We start from the raw sequence: 17,863 nt of genomic DNA, 5'->3' as shown, positions 1-17,863 counted from the left end.
TTATCGGCTCGCCGCGCATGGCAAAAGAACTGAGAGCGAGTCATGGAACCATCGGCCACCGCGCTGCGGAGATGCTGATCCCAGAGGAGAAACGCGATGAACGATCGCGGCAACGAGTATGTGCCCGTCCTGGTCGTGGGGGGCTCACTCGTGGGCCTGTCCGCATCCGTGTTCCTCGGGCGCCTTGGCGTCGAGCACTGTGTCGTCGAGCGCCATGCCGCCACGTCGGCACATCCGCGCGGCCGCGGCAACAACATGCGGACGATGGAACTGTTCCGGACCGCCGGCCTTGAGCCGCGCATCCGGAAGGCCGCGACCACGCTGTCGAAGAACCACGGAATCCTTCAGGTCGACACCCTGCGCGGTGAGAACCGGCGCTGGCTCTCGGCGCGGATCACGGGCAGGCCGCCGGAGGCGGACCTGTGCTCGACGATCCGCTGCGCGTGCAGCCAGAACGATCTGGAACCGGTCCTGCTGCAAGGCGCCCGCGACCTGGGCGGGGACGTGCGCTTCGGCACGGAACTGCTGTCCTTCAGCCAGGACGACGACGGGGTGCGGGCCGTTCTGCAGACCAGGGACACCGGTGAGACGTACACGGTGAGATCGGACTACCTGCTCGCCGCCGACGGTCCGCGCAGTCCCGTCCGCCAGCGGCTCGGGATCGAGCACTCGGGATCGGGAGATCTGTTCCACAACGTCAGCGTCACCTTCCGCAGCAAGCTGCTGCGCGAGGTCGCGGGGGAGCAGAAGTTCGTCGTCTGCTACGTCACCGACCCCACCGGCGAAGGCGTGCTGCTGCCCGTGGACAACGAGGAGCAGTGGGTTTTCCACGTGCCCTGGTTCCCGGAGCGCGGGCAGACGCTGGAGCACTTCACCGATGCCCGGATCACCGACCACATCCGGGCGGCGGCCGGGGTGCGCGATCTGGACGTGGAGATCACCGGGAGAGCGCCGTGGCATGCGGCGGACCGCGTGGCGAACAGTTATCGGGACGGACGTGTGTTCCTCATCGGTGACTCCGCCCACGAGATGCCACCGACCGGGGCGTTCGGATCCAACACCGGTATCCAGGACGCGCACAATCTCGCGTGGAAGATCGCCGCGGTCCTCCGTGGCTGGGCGGGCTCGACGTTGCTGGACAGCTATGAGGCCGAGCGTCGGCCGGTGGCTCAGACCACCAGCGCGCGAGCGACCCTTCAGGCCGCTCGTGAACAGCACCCCGGCTACTCCGCCAGGACGGCGTCGAACGACACCGCTGACCTGATGACCGTGGCGCTGGGCTACCGGTACGCCTCGCGGGCGGTGGTCGGCGCGAACGCGGAGGACCCTGTCATCCCCGACGTCCTGTGCCTGAACGGCGAGCCCGGAAGCCGCGCACCGCATCTCTGGGTCACGCACGACGGGGCGAAGGTTTCCACCGTTGACCTGTACGAGCGGTCTTTCGTCCTGCTCTGCGGGGGGTCCGGCTGGCGCACCGCGGCCCGCACCGTGGGTGCGCGGCTCAACGTACCGCTCGACGTCTACTCCATCGGTGACGGAGCGGAGTACGACCTGGACACCGGCGGCGCTGCGGACTGGTCCTCGGTGCATGGCGTTGCACCGGAAGGCGCGGTGCTGGTGCGGCCGGACGGCTTCGTGGCCTGGCGGGCCGAGGCCGAGACGGCGGACATGGAAAAGGAACTGACCGGCGTTCTTCTTCAGATCCTCGGGCGCTGAACGTCACCGCGGCTCGACAAGCAGAGCCGCACAAGGGCGACTTCTCCGGCGTCACCACAGAAATGGGAGCCTGTCCATGACATCACTAGAGACGGCGGCGGGCTCGGCCCCACTGGCCGGTATAGGCGACAGCGGGCCGACGGCGGCGGGGGAGGGCGACGCACGCCGGGAGCGTGTGGACGTACACCACCACTACACCGCGCCGGAATGGCTCGACTGGGCGGAGAAACAAGAGATCGTCCATCGTCGGAGGCTGCCGCCGTGGACCCGGTGGGACCTCGGCACAGCTCTCCGCATGATGGACGAGGCGGGCATCCGGACCAGTGTTTTCACCGTCGCGATGCTGGGCCGCCTCCAGGATCCGAAGGTGCGCAAGGAAAGCGCCCTTGTCGCCCTGGAAGCCGCCAGCGACCTTGTCCAGAGTCATCCCGATCGCTTCGCCTTCTACACACCACTGTTCCTGGACAGCCCGGACCTGTCGATGTGGTCGCTCACTCATGGACTGGACGACCTCGGGGCGATCGGCGTCAGTGTGCGGACCAGCGCCAAGGGGGTCTATCTGGGCCACCCCGACCAGGACAGAATCCTGGCGGAGCTCAACGAACGCTCGGCCGTGGTCAGTACGCACCCGATGGACGTACCCGGAGGCGGTGCGGAGCTGGAGGGTGTGCCGCCGTTCCTGTGCGACTTCCTGATGGACACGACGCGCGCGGCGATCAGTCTCATCATCAACGGGACCTTGGACCGCTACCCGAACCTCAGCTTCATCCTGCCGCACGGAGGCGGTTTCCTGCCTTACATCGCCGGCCGCGTGGAGGTGTTCGGCGACTATCTGACGCCCAAGGTGGAACGCGCCCGGGTCCGTGACTACCTGCACCGCTTCTATTACGACACGGCCGGCCCCATGTCCCCCTCGGCCACGCCGAGTCTGCTGTCCACCGTGGATCCCTCCCGGATCCTCTACGGCAGTGACTGGCCCCCCACCCCGGCTCATCTGGTCACGGGTGTCACCGCACCCGCGCTCGACAACGACCCCGCCCTCGACGAACAACAGCGCCGCTGCATCAACCGCGACAACGCGCATCGACTTCTTCCGGCGCTTGCCACTCGTCGATAGCGGCTTCGAGGAGGGGGCACGAGCAGTGCAGAGGGGAGGAGCGGCGACCTGGCCCCGGACCGTGATCGGTCCGGGGCCGATGCGTTGGTGCCTTTGGCAGGCTCCCCGTCGCAGGGCCCCAAAGGGCTCGCAGGGGCTCAGGCGTCGGTGACGCGCAGGCCGGTGTGGGCCTTGTGGCGGCGGTTGACCGAGATGAGGCTGGCGACCAGGGACTCCACCTGGTGGGCGTTGCGCAGCCGCCCGGCGTAGACGCCGTGTATGCCGGGACAGGACCCGGCCGCGTAGTTCTGCCGGGCCCTGGACGATGCGCGCGGCTGCCACCGCTGTACGACATCGGCGTCGATACCGACCGTCCGCCCCACGCAGTCCACGGCAATGACCTCCCGGCTCCTTCGTCCCGGGTGCGGCATGCTGCTTTTGGAGCAATGAGCTGGTCGGGCTGTTGGGTCGTGTCAGGCTGTGGTCTTGTTTGATCACGGTCGTGCCAGGAGGCCGGGGTGTACCGCTCGCGTGAGTGGCTGTACGAACGGATCCGTCGTGGCGGCCCGGCGGATCCCACGGTTTCGCTACGGGTTTACGACTGCGGGCAGGACCCGGTGTCGGCGGTGCACCGCAATGGCCGGATCAGTGTGCGACGAGCGAACGAGGTCCTGGTCTTGGCCGGGCTGCAGTTCGTCGCCCGGCACTTCAGGCTGAGTCGCCGCTACAGCCTGGAGATCCTCCTGGTCAAACCCGTCGCGTTCGCCGGGCCGCCGCTTTGGCGCAGGCCCGGGCCGAGGGCGGCTTCACTGCCACTCATGAGGCGTTCTGTTCGGCGGCGAAGACCAAGGCCGGTGGACATGAGGGCACCCGGGTACTGATCGAGGTGCTGCTGTCGCACCGGCAGTTGCCGGCCGCGGCAGTCGTCGGCGACATGCAGGCTGTTCTCGGCTTCGACTCGCTCAGCATCGACCTGGTGGCCATCGCGGCTCGCCGGTGCAATGCCACCTGTGAGGAGATGGGCGACAGTCCGGCTGAGGGGGCGAAGACCACCTCGCGGCACACCCGGCGACTGTCACCCGGTCCGCGTCCGCTTCCGGACATGACCACGTACCACCGGCTGCTGAAGCCGGTCACCCCGCACCACACCCCGCACCACCTCGAAGAAGGGCACGAGCGCATGAGCCCCGCTAAGGCCGCCCCCACCGACAAGGACGCCGAGGCCGGCCTTGAGTATCAGGTGCCGCCGCGGCGGCTGCCGCTGCCGGAGACGGAAACCCCGCTGATCGGGGTGGGCACCGCGATCGCCGAAGCAGGGGGCTCCAAGCTGCTGTTCCAGATCCTCACCGAGCGGGAGGAGCGCAAGGCCACGGCGATGGCTTCGGCCGCCCCGTGCAGCGCGTGGGGCAAGCCGTTGAAGTCCGCCGAGGGCGAGTACCGGTCCAGCAGGCGATCGTGATGGTGGGGGGCAAGAAGGGGGACAGGGCGGAGCGGCCGCCCCACCCCGACCTGCTGGCGCGTCTGGACAGCGAACTGGGCCGGATCGATGAACAACTGCGCGCTCTGGCCGGCGCCAAGCACCGCGTTCAGGGTCTGTTGGAGGCGGTGGTGGCCATCACCCGGGAGGTGGAGCTGCCCGCGGTACTGCACCGCATCGTGACCACCGCCATGGACCTGGTCGGCGCCCGCTACGGGGCACTGGGAGTTCTCGACGCGTCCGGCGAGTCCCTGGAGCAGTTCATCGTCGTCGGCCTGTCCGAGGAGGAACGGTCGTCCTTGGCCGAGGTGGGGTTTCCTCGAGGTCGGGGCGTGCTCGGACACCTGATCCGCCACCCCGAACCCTTGCGGGTGGACGACATCTCCTCGCATCCGTCGTCGGTCGGCTTCCCGCCTGGTCACCCGCCCATGCGCACCCTCCTGGGCATCGCCGTCAGCGTCCGCGGCGACATCTTCGGCGACCTCTACCTCTCCGAGCGGCGCGACGGACAGCCCTTCGACGTGCACGACGAGACCATCGTCATTGCCCTCGCCCGCGCCGCCGGTATCGCGATTGACAACGTCCGGCTCTTCGAACAGGTTCGTACCGGATCGGAACAGTTCCAGCGGCGCTTGCTGCCGGCGCTGCCCGACATGCGCCCCTTCGAAGCCGCAGCCATCTACCGGCCCGCCGCCAAACCCCACCATTTGGGCGGCGACTGGTACGACGCCATCCTCCTTCCGGACGGCGCGGTGGCGGTCGTCATCGGTGACGTGGTCGGTCACGATCTGCATGCCGCTGCCGCCATGGCCTCCACCCGCAACATGCTGCGCGCTCTGCTGTTCACCCTGCGGACTCCGCCCAGCGCGGTCCTCGCCCAGCTCGATCGCACCCTGGAGGCCATCACCGACAACCCCGTCACCACCACCAGCCTGGCGCGCATCGAACCCACGGGGGCTGCCTGGAGGTTGCACTGGAGCTCCGCAGGCCACATCCCCCCATTGCTGATCGCTCCGGGCGGCCGGGCGGAGTACCTGTTCATGGAACCCGGACTACCACTGAACGTCGACGTCGGGCAGCCCCGCCCCGACCACACCCACCCCCTGGCCCCGGACACCACCGTGGTCTTCTTCACCGACGGCCTCATCGAGCACCCCGACCACCCCCTCGACGAGAGCCTGAACGAGCTCGCCGAACTCGCCACCGCACACGCGGCCCTGCCCCTGCAGGACTTCGTGCAGGCCCTGGCCGACCACCATCCCAGCGACGCGCACGACGACATGGCCATCCTCGCCCTGCGCACCCCGCGCTGAAGCCGCACGGTGCCCCTGCGGCTGAGAGGCAGATCCCTCGGGTCACACATCGCTCCTAGTGGTCACCCGAAGCAATCCCGGCGGAGCACATTGCGAAAGGTCATACAGATGAGCGGCGGTGTCGTGGATCCGGGAGGGTCAGCGAACGGTGGACGAGGGAGCAGAGCCGAGGGGAAAACCTCCCGATGACTGTTGCGAGCCGCGACAGGCTCCGGCGCGTCGGCATGACGGCCCTGCAGATCGGCGCCGTCGCCGCGCTGTACTACACCTCCGGCAAGTTGGGGCTCCTCCAGCAGTTCATGCGTGGCCAGGTCACGCCGTTGTGGCCTCCGACCGGCATCGCCCTGGCCGGCCTGCTCCTGTTCGGACTGCGGGTCTGGCCCGGGATCGCGCTCGGCGCCCTTCTGATCGACATCCCACTGGGACCAACGACCCCCGCCGTGCTCGCCATCACGGCAGGCAACACACTCGCGCCGCTCTGCTCCTACGCACTCCTTCGCCGCAGCGGTTTCCGCGCCCAGACGAACCGCCTCCAGGACGCGCTGGCACTGGTCTTCCTCGGCGCGCTCACCGGCATGCTCATCAGCGCGACCGTGGGCAGCAGCGCCCTGAGCCTCGCTCACGCGCTGCCCCCTGGCGGGTTCTGGCTCACCTGGTGGGTCTGGTGGACCGGTGACGCCATGGGCGTCCTGCTGGTCACGCCGCTGCTGCTCGTCCTCCGCTCGGCGCACTGGCCGAAGGACACGCCACCATCCCGATGGGCGGAGGCATCGCTGCTTGTCGCGGCCACCATCGGCGTCGGTCTCCTCGAAACCTTCCCCGCACCGCTGCTCTTCCTGGGCTTCCCGCTGCTGACCTGGGCAGCCTTCCGCTTCCAGCGCGCCGGAGCCACACCCTGCGCGCTGGCCGTATCCACGTTCGCCATCCTCGCCGTCACCCGCAGGGCAGGCCCGTTCGCCGGGCACACGCTGCTCACCGACATGATTTCGCTGCAGGCATTCAACGGCACCGCCGCGCTGACCGCGCTGCTGCTCTCCGCGGCCATCACCGAGCGGAACCAGACCCAGGAAAAGATCGAAGAGGCCTGCAGACGGCTCTCCGAGATGGTGGCGAGAGCCGCACCGGACACCGGTGGTCCGCCAGTGCTTCCCAACCCCCCGGGCGACGGGGGAGAGAACGGCGGACAGGCTCGAGCGTCGTGATCAATCAGCAACTGCGCTACGGGACCGGGCCCGCCGAACCATGCCTGTCAGGGACGCAGCGGTATCCGCGACCCGGGATCGCCCATCGTCGGGTCGAGGGCCCGGAGCCGGCCATGCTGTCCGTGGCCTGGCCGCAGCACTCCCGCTCCACCGCCGTCGCCGCCTTCGTCCGGGCGGCCGCCTCCGCAGTGCGTCGAGCCGTACTTCTGACCGCCGCCCACCAAGCCCTGGGCGCGGCGCCCGGCCGAGGACCGGACCGGGTGACCCTTCGCGTCTCCGGTCCAACGCAACCTGTTGTTAGACTGGTAGGGACGTTGATCGTTTGTTGAGGAGCCCAGACATGGTGGTGGACGACGACATCTCCGGGTGATACCCGGACCCGACAGGCCACCGGGCTGGTGCGTGGAAGCGCCGCCGACGTGGCCTCGCTGTCGTCCCCTCCTTCCCCCTGTCTGCTGCCGGGGCAGAAGTGTCTTCCCTGCCCCCTCCCCACGAGGTCACCTCCATGCCCGACGCTTCCGTCGTCTGCTCGAACCTGTCCTTCACCTGGCCCGACGACACTCTCGTCCTCCAGGACCTGTCCTTCACCGTCGGCTCCGGCCGCACCGGCCTCGTCGCGCCCAACGGTGCCGGCAAGAGCACGCTGCTCAAGCTCATCGCCGGTGAACTGCGGCCCGGCACCGGGTCGGTCTCCGTGGCCGGCACCCTCGGCTACCTCCCCCAGAGCCTCCCCCTGACCGGCGACCTCACGGTCGCCGAGGTGCTGGATGTCGCCGCGATCATCCAGGCCATCGACGCCGTGGAGTCCGGGGACGTCGACGAAAAGCACTTCACCACCATCGGCGACGACTGGGACATCGAGGAACGCACCCGCGCTCAACTCGACCGCCTCGGTCTGGCCGACCTCACCCTGGATCGCAGCCTGAGCACCCTCAGCGGCGGCCAGGTCGTCTCTCTCGGTCTCGCCGCCCAGTTGCTGAAGCGGCCCGACGTGCTGCTGCTCGACGAGCCCACCAACAACCTCGACCTCGACGCCCGGCACAAGCTCTACGACGTGCTGGAGGACTTCAACGGCTGCCTGCTCCTGGTCAGCCACGACCGCGCCCTGCTCGACCGCATGGAACGCGTCGCCGAACTCGATCGCGGCGAACTGCGCTTCTACGGCGGCAACTTCACCGAGTACGAAGAGGCCGTGCGGGCCGAGCAGGAAGTCGCCGAGAAGAACGTCCGCAACGCCGAGCAGGAGCTGAAGCGGGAGAAGCGGGAGATGCAGCAGGCCCGCGAGCGCGCCGAACGCCGGCAGAGCAACGCCGCCCGCAACCTGAAGAGCGCCGGCCTGCCCCGTATCTTCGCCGGCAACATGAAGCGGGGCGCGCAGGAGTCCGCGGGCCGGGCGGGCCAGATGCACGCCGGCCGGGTCAGCGAGGCGAAGGCCCGGCTGGACGAGGCCGGGCGCGCGCTGCGCGAGGAGCAGCGCATCACGCTCGACTTGCCGGACACCAACGTGCCCGCCGGACGCAACCTGTTCCTCGGCCGGCAGCTCCGCGTCCGCCTCGGCGACAAGGACGTGTTCGACGGCCAGGGCGTCGACCTGACCGTACGGGGCCCGGAGCGCATCGCGCTGACCGGTCCCAACGGTGCCGGCAAGAGCACGCTGCTGCGTCTGCTCAACGGCGACCTGACACCGCACAGCGGCGAGATCAAGCGGGCCGACGGCCGTATCGCCTACCTCTCGCAGCGCCTCGACCTGCTGGACCTGGACCGTACGGTCGCCGAGAACTTCGCCGACTACGCTCCGGAGCGGCCGGACGCCGAGCGGATGAACCTGCTCGCGCGCTTCCTGTTCCGGGGGCCTCGCGCCCATCTGCCCGTCGGGGTGCTCTCCGGAGGCGAGCGGCTGCGCGCCACCCTGGCCTGCGTGCTGTGCGCGGAACCGGCCCCGCACCTGCTGCTCCTGGACGAGCCGACGAACAACCTCGACCTGGTCAGCGCGGGCCAGTTGGAGGGCGCCCTGAACTCCTACCAGGGGGCCTTCGTGGTGGTCAGCCACGACGAGCGGTTCCTGCGCGAGATCGGCGTGAACCGGTGGCTGCGGCTGGCCGACGGCGAGCTGAAGGAGACGGGGGCCCCTGAGGTGTGAGCCGCCGGCGTGTCGACCTGGCCCGCGTCCGAGGCATGCCGCCCCGCGGGCCGAGCACCGATCACGTTGGACGGACCCCATGCCTCAGACCGCTCTGCTCGCCCACGACCTCGTCCACACCCTCGGCGACCGACGGCTGCTCGACGGTGTCTCCCTGACCGCCTCGCCTGGGCACCGCATCGGGCTGATCGGGGAGAACGGCGTCGGCAAGTCGACCCTGCTGCGCCTGCTGGCCGGGACGGACGAGCCCGACGTCGGCAGCGTCACGCGCCCGCCCGACCTGGGCTTTCTTCAGCAGGAGATGCCGTACGACGCCGACGCGACGATCGCCGACGTACTCGACGACGCCCTGCGCGAAGCCAGGGAGGACCTCGCCGAGCTGGAACGGCTCAGCGAGCAGCTCGCGCTGACCGCGCAGGACGCGCCCGAGTACGCCGGCCTGCTCGACGCGTACGGCGTCCGGCTCGAACAGGCCCAGGAACGGGAGGCCTGGGACGCCGACCGGCGTGCCGCGCTCGTGCTCGACGGCCTCGGCCTCGGCGCCTTCGGACACGACCGGACGCTCGGGTCGCTGTCCGGCGGGCAGCGCGGCCGGCTCGCGCTGGCCGCGCTGCTGGTCCGGCGGCCCTCCGCGCTGCTGCTGGACGAACCGACCAACCATCTCGACGACGGTGCCGCCGCCTTCGTCGAGGACCAGGTGCGCGCCCTGCCCGGGGTCGTCGTGGTGGCCAGCCATGACCGGGCCTTTCTGGACGCCGTGTGCACGGACCTGATCGACCTCGACCCCGCGATGGACGGCCCGGTCCGCTACGGCGGCAACTACAGCGCCTACCTGGCCGAGAAGCGTGCCGAGCGGGACCGCTGGGAGCGACGCTGGGCCGAGGAACAGGAGGAGCTGGCCGCGCTGCGGGTCTCTGCTCAGCTCACCGCGCACCGCGTCGCACCGGACCGGGGACCGCGCGACAACGAGAAGATGGGCTACGGCCACCGTGCGGGCCGGGTCCAGAGCCAGATCTCCCGGCGGGTGCGCAACGCCATCCGCCGCCTGGAGGAGCTGGAGCGCTCCCAGGTCGGTGAGCCACCGAAGCCGCTGCGGTTCGAGAGCACGGCGCTCGCGGCACCGGGGGCGGAGGGCGACGGTCCGCTGGTGTCCCTGGACGATGTACGGGTACCGGGCCGGCTCGCACCAGTGAGTGCGCAGGTGTCGGCGACCGACCGTCTGCTGGTCACCGGTGGGAACGGGGCCGGGAAGTCGACTCTGCTGGCCGTGCTCGCCGGGCGGCTCGCACCCGAGGGCGAGGTGCGGCGGCGGCGCGGACTGACCGTGGGCCTGCTCGCCCAGGACACCGTCTTCGACCGGCCGGGCCGGTCCGTCCGGGACACCTATGAGCTGGCGCTGGGAGCCGAGCGGGCCGAGGCGGTACCGCTGGGCTCGCTCGGTCTGATGCACGAAGCGGACCTGGACAAGCCGGTCGGCCGGCTCTCGGTCGGACAGCGCAGGCGGCTCGCGCTGGCGCTGCTGGTGGCGCGACCGCCGCAGTTGCTGCTGCTGGACGAACCCACCAACCACCTGTCGCCGCGCCTGTGCGACGAATTGGAGGCGGCGCTGGGCACCGGCCCCGGCGCGATCGTGCTGGCCAGCCACGACCGCTGGCTGCGACAGCGCTGGCAGGGAGGGGAAATCCGGCTCGGCTCCGACCATCGGCGCCCGGACAGCACGGCACGGGTCAACAGACCTCTCGCCGACGTACGCCGCCACACCCGCAGAGGGTTGGCCAGATGACGGTCGGAAGGGACGGCACCGTCTGTCGAGGGCTGTTCATAAGGGGATCTCCTCCACGAACACTCGTGATCTTGGATGCGAGTGATTCCCTCATGTGCGTGCCGTGCGCCGCGAACTCGTCGCCTGCGGAGGCCTCTTGCGCGGTTGCGGCACCGAATGCGGCGGCCGCCGGGCGGGGCAGGCCCACGGTGAACGCGGCCCCGGCCGCCGCAACGGCGTCGAGGTCGGCATCCGCGTCAGCGGCCTCGGCGACACCTGGTTCACCGCGCCCGCCGCCCGCGTCGAGGGGCTCTACTTCGCCGGATACGGGCCCGAGGACGCCAACCCCGACATCGGTGACAGCGCCATCACCGAGACCAACGGCCTCGGCGGCTTCTCGCTCGCCGCCGCCCCCGCCATCACCGGGTTCGTCGGCGGCACCGTCGACCAGGCGCTGCGCACCAGCCGCGACATGGCCCGCATCACCCTCACCCGGCACGAGGCGTACCGGCTGCCCGCGCTCGGCGGCCTCGGCTCGCCCGTGGCGATCGATCTGCGTGCCGTCGTCGACACCGGCATCGAACCCGTCGTCACCACCGGCATCGCCCACCGCGAACCGGGCATCGGTCAGATCGGAGCGGACTCGTGCACGCCCCGATGGAGTGCTTCGTCAAGGCGCTCGCCGCCTTCCCCGTACCGCGGGACGAGGAACAGGAGGACACCCGGACGCCATGAGCCCGACTGCCCTGCCGGGCCTGGTCAGCGAGCTGGCCCGCGACGTCCTGGCGGGCCCCGCCCGCCATGCTCGCGTCATCGCCGTCGCTCGGCAGGCGCTGTATCTGCTCCCGCACGGACAGCGGGAACCGCTCGCCCTGGTGGTGCCCGGCGCCGTGCGGGTGCCGGCCGCCGTCGTCCTGCCGCGTGCCGCGGGGGAACGGCCCTTCCACGGGCTGACCCCCGGTCCACGGGACGCGTCGGGGCCGGCCGGATCGCGATCGGGTCCCTGTGCCTGACCGCGGGGGAGTTCTGGGTGCCGCCCCCGCGCCCAGGACACCCCACCCGGCCCGGTCCTCGACCGGCTCGCCACGCTCCGCCCGTCCCGGCCACTGCCGCCCGAGGTCCGCCCCGCCGCCCGCGCTCTCGTGCGCATGCTCGCCACGGCGGCACCGCGGCCCGGCGGCGCGCGGCCCGCGCCCTGCTCGGCCTCGGCCCCGGCGCGACACCCTCCGGGGACGACTTCCTGTGCGGCCTGCTGCTCGCCGCCCAGGTGCAGCCGCGCCCGCCGGACTGGCTCGCGGCACTCGCACATATCGCGGCAGAGGCGGACAGTCTCACGCCGCCGGTCTCCGAGGCCCTTCTCCGGCATGCCGCCGAAGGCCTGTGCATCCCTCAGGTCGCGGTGCTGCTGCGGGCCGCCGCGACGGGCGGCGACCCGTCCGGCCCGGTCACCGCCCTGCTCACCGTCGGCCACAGTTCGGGGTGCGACCTGCTGCACGGCCTGTGCGCGGGAGCGCGCCTGGCGACCCGCGCCCGCGAGGGGGTCAGGCCCCGATCCACACCGTCGTGATGTCGCAGAACCCCTTGACCCGTGGTCCGACGGCTCGTGCCCGTACCCGGACCGCCTGCGCGGCCGGAGGGGCCCGCGGTCGAGGCCGGCCGACACCCGCACCGAACGGATCACGGGGCAGCTGTTCGGCCGCGCGGGCCTCGCCCTCCTCCGCCTTCGCATCCTCCTGCGGTGACCGCCACGCAGCGCGACCACGGATTTCGGGACAGAGCCATTCGCTGGACAGTCCCCCCACCCGAAAGGAGGCGAAAGCCGCTGGGCCGGACCGGCGGCGCGCGATCTTGGGTAGTTCTTTACAGCGGGCCGAGAGCCGACGGTCGCGGCCCGGAACCCGGCGGTCGCGGTCAGGGCGAGGCTCGTAGGCGTGTACACGGAAGGCAAAGCCGGTCCGAACCGACGGGGCGGGCGGCGCCGACCAGGATGCGGACGGGCTGACCGTATTCCGCACGTGACACACGCTCGTCCCATAGCTGAACACAAACTGGTTCGCCGGGATTGGCTGCGAGAAGCCGCAGGTGAGCGGGCTCGACCCGGAGGCCGGACGCGGGAGGTAACACATGTGCGGGATCACCGGCTGGGTGTCCTTCGACCGTGATCTGAGGTCCGAGAGCGCGACCTTGGACGCGATGACCGAGACCATGTCCTGCCGGGGCCCGGACGACTGCGGCACCTGGGCCGACGGGCCCGTGGCCCTCGGCCACCGCAGGCTCGCGATCATCGACCTCCCCGGCGGGCGGCAGCCGATGAGCGTCCGGACACCCGAGGGCACCGTGGTGCTCGTCTACTCGGGGGAGACCTACAACTTCACCGAACTGCGCCGCGAGCTGACCGGTCTGGGCCACCGCTTCACGACCGACTCGGATACCGAGGTGGTCCTGCACGCCTACCTCGAATGGGAGGAGGGGCTCGCCAGGCGGCTCAACGGCATGTTCGCCTTCGCGGTGTGGGACGGCCGCCACAACCGGCTCGTGATGGTCCGCGACCGCATGGGGATCAAGCCGTTCTACTACTACCCGACCTCCGACGGCGTGCTGTTCGGCTCCGAGCCCAAGGCCATCCTCGCCAATCCGCTGGCCCCCGCCCGGGTCCGCCTCGACGGACTGCGGGAAGTGTTCGCGATGGTCAAGACGCCCGGACACGCCGTGTGGGACGGCATGCGCGAACTGGAGCCCGGCACCGTCGTCACCGTCGACCGGCAGGGGATGCGCCGACGCGTCTACTGGCAACTTCAGACCCGTCCGCACACCGACGACCGCGCCACCACCATCGCCACCGTACGCTCACTGCTCGACGACATCGTCCGCCGCCAGCTCGTCGCCGACGTCCCTCGCTGCATGCTGCTCTCGGGAGGCTTGGACTCCTCCGCGCTGACCGCCCTGGCAGCCCGCCAACTGGCCGAGCACGGCGAGAAGGTGCGCAGCTTCGCCGTGGACTTCGTGGGGCACGCCGACGACTTCATCGCCGACGAGCTGCGCGCCACACCCGACAGCCCGTACGTGCACGACGTCGCCCACGCCTCCGGCACCGAGCACCAGGACATCCTTCTCGACGCGCAGGCCCTCGCCGACCTCGACGTACGGGCGGAGACGATCCGGGCACGCGACCTGCCCGTGGGCATCGGCGATTTGGACTCCTCGCTCTACCTGCTCCTCCGGGCGATCCGCGAGCACTCCACGGTCGCGCTGTCCGGCGAGTCGGCCGACGAGGTCTTCGGGGGCTACCTCCAGTTCTTCGACGAGGAGGCCCGGCGCGCCGACACCTTCCCATGGATGGCCCAGGCCCAGCGCTTCGGCAGCGATTCCGGCGTCCTGAGCCCCGCTCTCACCAAAGCCCTGGACCTGAAGACGTACGTCGCCGACAGCTACTGCGCCGCCGTATCGGACATCCGCCGCCTCGACGGGGAGAGCGACTTCGAGTACCGGATGCGGAAGATCTGCCATCTGCATCTGACCCGGTTCGTACGGGTCCTGCTGGACCGCAAGGACCGCCTGAGCATGGCGGTCGGGCTGGAGGTACGGGTGCCGTTCTGCGACCACCGGCTCGTCGAGTACGTGTACAACGCTCCGTGGTCGCTGAAGTCGTTCGACGGGCGGGAGAAGAGCCTGCTCAGGGAGGCGACGGCCGACCTGATTCCGCGGTCCGTGTACGACAGGACCAAGAGCCCCTACCCGTCGACCCAGGACCCGAAGTACGCCGTCGCCATCCAGGAACACGTCAGGGACATCCTCGCCCGCCCGTCCCACCCGGTCTTCGACCTGCTGGACCGGGACCGGGTGCACCAGGCCGCCCACCGGGACGCCCCGCAGGTCACGCTGGCGTCGCGGCGCGGTCTCGAACGCACCGTGAACCTGGCACTGTGGCTGGACCTGTACAAGCCGGAACTGACGCTCACCTGACGCCGGGCACGCCGCGGGCCGGTCTCGCCGGAGCCCGCCGGCGGGACCGACCCGTCACTGCCTGGCTGGCCGAAACACGACGGCCCGACCCGGGTCAGCGGGATGCGCTCATCCCGGGCCGAGGGCTTGACCGGCACCTCGCCTTTGACGCTCAGTGCCGGCGAACGAACGTCTGCCGATACTCGTTTCTCTGGGATGGCCAAGACGGTTACCGGCGGATGAGGTGGGTGAGGGTGACGCCGTTGGGGAAGGCGGTGCGCTCGGCGACATGGAAGACGGTGGGGTTGAAGGCGCCGTCGAAAGCCGGGATTCCGGCGCCGGCGACCACCGGGTAGTTCTTGACCACCAGTTCGTCGATCTCGGGCAGGAGGGCGCCTGCGAGCTTGCCGCCTCCGCAGAGCCAGATGTCCAGGCCGGAGCCCTCCTGCCGCTTGAGTTCACGGACGAGGGCGAGTGGGTCGCCCGGGACGACGGTGACGGCGGGGTCGGTGTCGGGCTTGAGGGTGCTGGATACCACGTATTGGCGCAGGTGCGCGTACGGGCTGGTGATCCCCGCGTCGAAAGCGGGGCGGTAGGTGCCGAGGCCCATGACGACGGTGTCGAAGTGCCGGTTGGGCGCGTCGGTGAGGCCCAGGGCGGCGCGGTGGGCGGTCGGGACGGTCTCGGGGTACAGCGTGTTGGTCCAGGAGAAGTAGGCGGCGGTCTGCTGTTCGTCGCCGGCGGGGAAGAAGTCGTACTCGCCGCCGGGGCCGGCGATGCGGCCATCGAGCGTGACACCGACGTAGTACACGAGCTTTCGCATCTCTGATGGCTCCATACGTAGTACTCTAGTTGAAGTGGTCAGAACGTAGTACTACAGATGGAGTGATGTCAATGGTGAGGCGAAACGACCAGCGGCGCGCCGCCCTCGTCGACGCCGCGATCGAGGTGCTGGCCAGGGAAGGCGCACGTGGTCTGACGTTCCGGGCGGTGGATACCGAGGCCGCCGTACCGGCCGGCACCGCGTCCAACTACTTCGCCAGCCGCGACGACCTGCTCACCCAGGCCGGCGCCCGTGTGTACGAGCGGCTCCAGCCCGACGACGCCACGATCGCCCGCCAGCAGGCGGCCGGCCGTGACCGGGAAACCTACGCGGAGCTGATGCGTGAACTCGTCGGCCGCATCGCGCGTTTCCGCACCGGATACCTCGCGCTGCTCGAACTCCGCCTTGAGGCCACTCGTCGCCCCGAATTGCGCAAGGTCCTCACCGAGCGAGTCCGGGCCGACGTCGACGCCAACGTGGCCTACCACGAGGCCTCCGGCCTCCCTGGCGACGCCATGGCCGTCAAGCTGCTCATGCTGGCTCTGAACTGGCTGATCGTCGAGCAGCTCACCCTGCCGGACGTCTTCACGGAAGCAGAGCGTGAACAACTGGTGACGGCCGCGGTCGAACGTATCGTGGCGGCGGAGTAGACGGCTGGCGCACACAGATTCCTCAAGGCGCACTTTGAGTGCGCTGACGATTGGGGAGCGGAATGCCCGCCGGGCAGGCGGCGGTCGCCGCACGCGAGTTGCTTGGCGCAGTGAGCGTTTTCAGAGTGGCGACCGATCGGGTGACGGGTCGGCGTCCCGCAACGCACGAGGCCCCTGTGCCGTTGAGAGAGGTGTTCGACGTCTCAACTCATCAGCGCAGGAGCCTCGTTGGTTCCAGATCCTGCCGTACTCGACCTGCCTTACGCCCTGGTCGAGTGGGTAACCATGCTCATCGTCACCCGTGAGGGTGACCGCCGCTGCTAGCTCCCGCCTCACCAGCGTACTCTCGTCGCCCTGGTCTACCTGCGCCGGCACGATACGCTCGCACAGATCGCCGCTGGTTTCGGTACATCCGTCGGCACCGCCCACGCCTACGTCACCGCCGCCGCCGTCGTCGGCCACCTCTCCCGGCGGGCGCCCGGGCTGCTGCGGGTCCTGCGGGAGACGGATCCCGATCACGTCCTGCTCGACGGAACGCTCGTCGAGTGCGACCGGGTTGGCGACAGCCGGGCCGACTTCTCCCAGAAGCACCGCCGCCACGGCGTGAACGTGCAGGTCGTGGCCGACCCCGCGGGCAAACTGCTGTGGATCTCGCCCGCACTGCCCGGCCGCACCCACGACCTGACCGCGGCCCGCACCCACCGCATCATCCGGATCTGCGAACGTCAGGGCGTGCCCATCCTCGCCGACCGCGCCTACATCGGGGCCGGCTCCTGGGTAACCACGCCGATCAGACGTCTTCCACACCAGGACCTCACCGCGACCCAGCGGACGATCAATCGGGCCCTGCCAGCCGCGCGGGCGCCAGTCGAACGAAGCGTCGCGAGACTGAAGTCCTGGCGCGTCTTCCGCAGAGCCCGCTGCAGTCCCAACCGCATGACGGTCATCGCCGCTGCCGTGCTCACCCTGGAGCGTCAACGCTGAGAGCGCTCCGTTGCCTCTCCAGGGTGAGGACGGCTTTGGTGATGACGGCCACCCAACTGGGACTGACACGGCTTCTTTTGTTTCACGACCAGACGAGTCGCCCTTCGGCGACCTCACAGATCGGATAGTTTCCATCGGCGATCTTCGTCAGCATCTCCGCCACCGAGTCGAAATAGTGAGCCAGCGATTCGTACTCGCCCGTGATCGTGATCTCACCCACGAACCACCTGCCGACACGCCCGTCCCGCACGTCGATGAACTTTCCCATCCAGCCGTCCTGATCCGACAGGAAGGGGATCCACTCATTACGCCAGAACGGATTGTCCGGCCGGTCCGGAGGATCGAATCCACCGGGCATGGAGCGGTTCGCGTAGAGCTTCTCCATCGCCCGGATGCCCAGAAAGAAGCTTCCTTCATCCGGGAACCCGGCGAAGCCGCAACATGCCACATCGTCGTCGACATCTTCCTCAGGAAGATCCAGGTTGTTCTGCAGCAGCCACGCCCGCAGATCCTGAGGGAGGGGGATACCCATCCGTTCCTCGGCGGCCGCGAGCATCTGTTCCGTAGCGGGCCCAGGCAGATCCGCGTGATCGGCCGGGGCGTGCTGCCGAAGAAGATTCATCACGCGGGACCAGCTCTCCGCCACACCCATTCCCCTCTACCCTCTCAACACGGATGCCCCCATACGACAGCGCCACTGGGGATCGGAGCGCCGACCGGAGAACCTCGCAGGGATGGTACTCCGGGCAGGCTTCCTG

At 69.9% G+C, this 17,863-nt stretch carries 12 protein-coding genes and 2 pseudogenes; 11 read left to right on the top strand and 3 right to left on the bottom strand.

Features of this window, described 5'->3' with window-relative positions; translation table 11 throughout:
- The first annotated feature begins 96 nt into the window (after positions 1 to 96).
- Together ACFY3J_RS35370 and ACFY3J_RS35365 are read left to right on the top strand one after the other, a co-directional pair.
- On the top strand, positions 97 to 1,716 hold the full coding sequence (locus tag ACFY3J_RS35370) for an FAD-dependent oxidoreductase (protein ID WP_384178637.1): 1,620 nt from the start codon (positions 97 to 99) through the stop codon (positions 1,714 to 1,716).
- 175 nt (positions 1,717 to 1,891) lie between these two features.
- Entirely contained in the window at positions 1,892 to 2,833 is a 942-nt protein-coding gene (locus ACFY3J_RS35365; RefSeq protein ID WP_390842593.1) for an amidohydrolase family protein, read from the top strand.
- A gap of 137 nt (positions 2,834 to 2,970) precedes the next feature.
- Here ACFY3J_RS35365 and ACFY3J_RS35360 read toward each other — a convergent pair.
- Positions 2,971 to 3,177 (bottom strand): annotated as a pseudogene (locus ACFY3J_RS35360) (NADPH-dependent F420 reductase); the annotation flags it as partial.
- A 413-nt stretch (positions 3,178 to 3,590) separates the two neighbouring features.
- Between ACFY3J_RS35360 and ACFY3J_RS35355 the strand changes: the two are divergent.
- The 7 genes from ACFY3J_RS35355 to asnB all read left to right on the top strand — a co-directional run bounded on the left by ACFY3J_RS35355 (position 3,591) and on the right by asnB (position 14,669).
- On the top strand, positions 3,591 to 4,271 hold the full coding sequence (locus ACFY3J_RS35355; protein WP_390842584.1) for a hypothetical protein: 681 nt from the start codon (positions 3,591 to 3,593) through the stop codon (positions 4,269 to 4,271).
- Positions 4,271 to 5,602, top strand: a complete 1,332-nt coding sequence (locus tag ACFY3J_RS35350; protein WP_384178643.1) for a PP2C family protein-serine/threonine phosphatase — start codon at positions 4,271 to 4,273, stop codon at positions 5,600 to 5,602. Before ACFY3J_RS35355 ends, ACFY3J_RS35350 begins: the two co-directional genes overlap by 1 nt.
- A gap of 185 nt (positions 5,603 to 5,787) precedes the next feature.
- Positions 5,788 to 6,804 carry an MASE1 domain-containing protein gene (locus tag ACFY3J_RS35345; protein ID WP_384187088.1) on the top strand — a complete coding sequence of 339 codons (1,017 nt, stop codon included), beginning with the start codon at positions 5,788 to 5,790 and terminating at the stop codon, positions 6,802 to 6,804.
- A 505-nt stretch (positions 6,805 to 7,309) separates the two neighbouring features.
- Positions 7,310 to 8,944 (top strand): ribosomal protection-like ABC-F family protein, encoded by a 1,635-nt coding sequence (gene abc-f, locus ACFY3J_RS35340; protein ID WP_384187091.1) that lies wholly within the window; start codon positions 7,310 to 7,312, stop codon positions 8,942 to 8,944.
- Positions 8,945 to 9,023: 79 nt separating this feature from the next.
- On the top strand, positions 9,024 to 10,727 hold the full coding sequence (locus ACFY3J_RS35335; RefSeq protein WP_390842583.1) for an ABC-F family ATP-binding cassette domain-containing protein: 1,704 nt from the start codon (positions 9,024 to 9,026) through the stop codon (positions 10,725 to 10,727).
- A gap of 103 nt (positions 10,728 to 10,830) precedes the next feature.
- Positions 10,831 to 12,273 carry a DUF2877 domain-containing protein gene (locus tag ACFY3J_RS35330; protein ID WP_390842582.1) on the top strand — a complete coding sequence of 481 codons (1,443 nt, stop codon included), beginning with the start codon at positions 10,831 to 10,833 and terminating at the stop codon, positions 12,271 to 12,273.
- A gap of 557 nt (positions 12,274 to 12,830) precedes the next feature.
- On the top strand, positions 12,831 to 14,669 hold the full coding sequence (asnB, locus tag ACFY3J_RS35325; RefSeq protein WP_390842581.1) for an asparagine synthase (glutamine-hydrolyzing): 1,839 nt from the start codon (positions 12,831 to 12,833) through the stop codon (positions 14,667 to 14,669).
- Between the two features lie 208 nt (positions 14,670 to 14,877).
- On the opposite strand, the gene ACFY3J_RS35320 is transcribed toward asnB, so the two are convergent.
- Complete coding sequence (locus ACFY3J_RS35320) at positions 14,878 to 15,471, bottom strand: dihydrofolate reductase family protein (RefSeq protein WP_390842580.1); 594 nt, start codon at positions 15,469 to 15,471, stop codon at positions 14,878 to 14,880.
- Between the two features lie 71 nt (positions 15,472 to 15,542).
- Here ACFY3J_RS35320 and ACFY3J_RS35315 point away from each other — a divergent pair, with 71 nt between their 5' ends.
- Both ACFY3J_RS35315 and ACFY3J_RS35310 read left to right on the top strand, forming a co-directional pair.
- Positions 15,543 to 16,121, top strand: a complete 579-nt coding sequence (locus ACFY3J_RS35315; protein ID WP_390842579.1) for a TetR/AcrR family transcriptional regulator — start codon at positions 15,543 to 15,545, stop codon at positions 16,119 to 16,121.
- 228 nt (positions 16,122 to 16,349) lie between these two features.
- Positions 16,350 to 17,105: pseudogene (locus tag ACFY3J_RS35310) on the top strand (transposase family protein).
- Between the two features lie 82 nt (positions 17,106 to 17,187).
- On the opposite strand, the gene ACFY3J_RS35305 reads toward ACFY3J_RS35310, so the two are convergent.
- Positions 17,188 to 17,757, bottom strand: a complete 570-nt coding sequence (locus ACFY3J_RS35305; RefSeq protein ID WP_390842578.1) for an SMI1/KNR4 family protein — start codon at positions 17,755 to 17,757, stop codon at positions 17,188 to 17,190.
- Positions 17,758 to 17,863 lie beyond the last annotated feature (106 nt).

This window comes from Streptomyces sp. NPDC001231 (genome assembly GCF_042896885.1).
In the GTDB taxonomy this organism is placed as follows: Bacteria; Actinomycetota; Actinomycetes; order Streptomycetales; family Streptomycetaceae; genus Streptomyces.
Note: the sequence above shows the minus strand (reverse complement) of the source record. Positions and strands in the feature narration are given on the sequence as shown.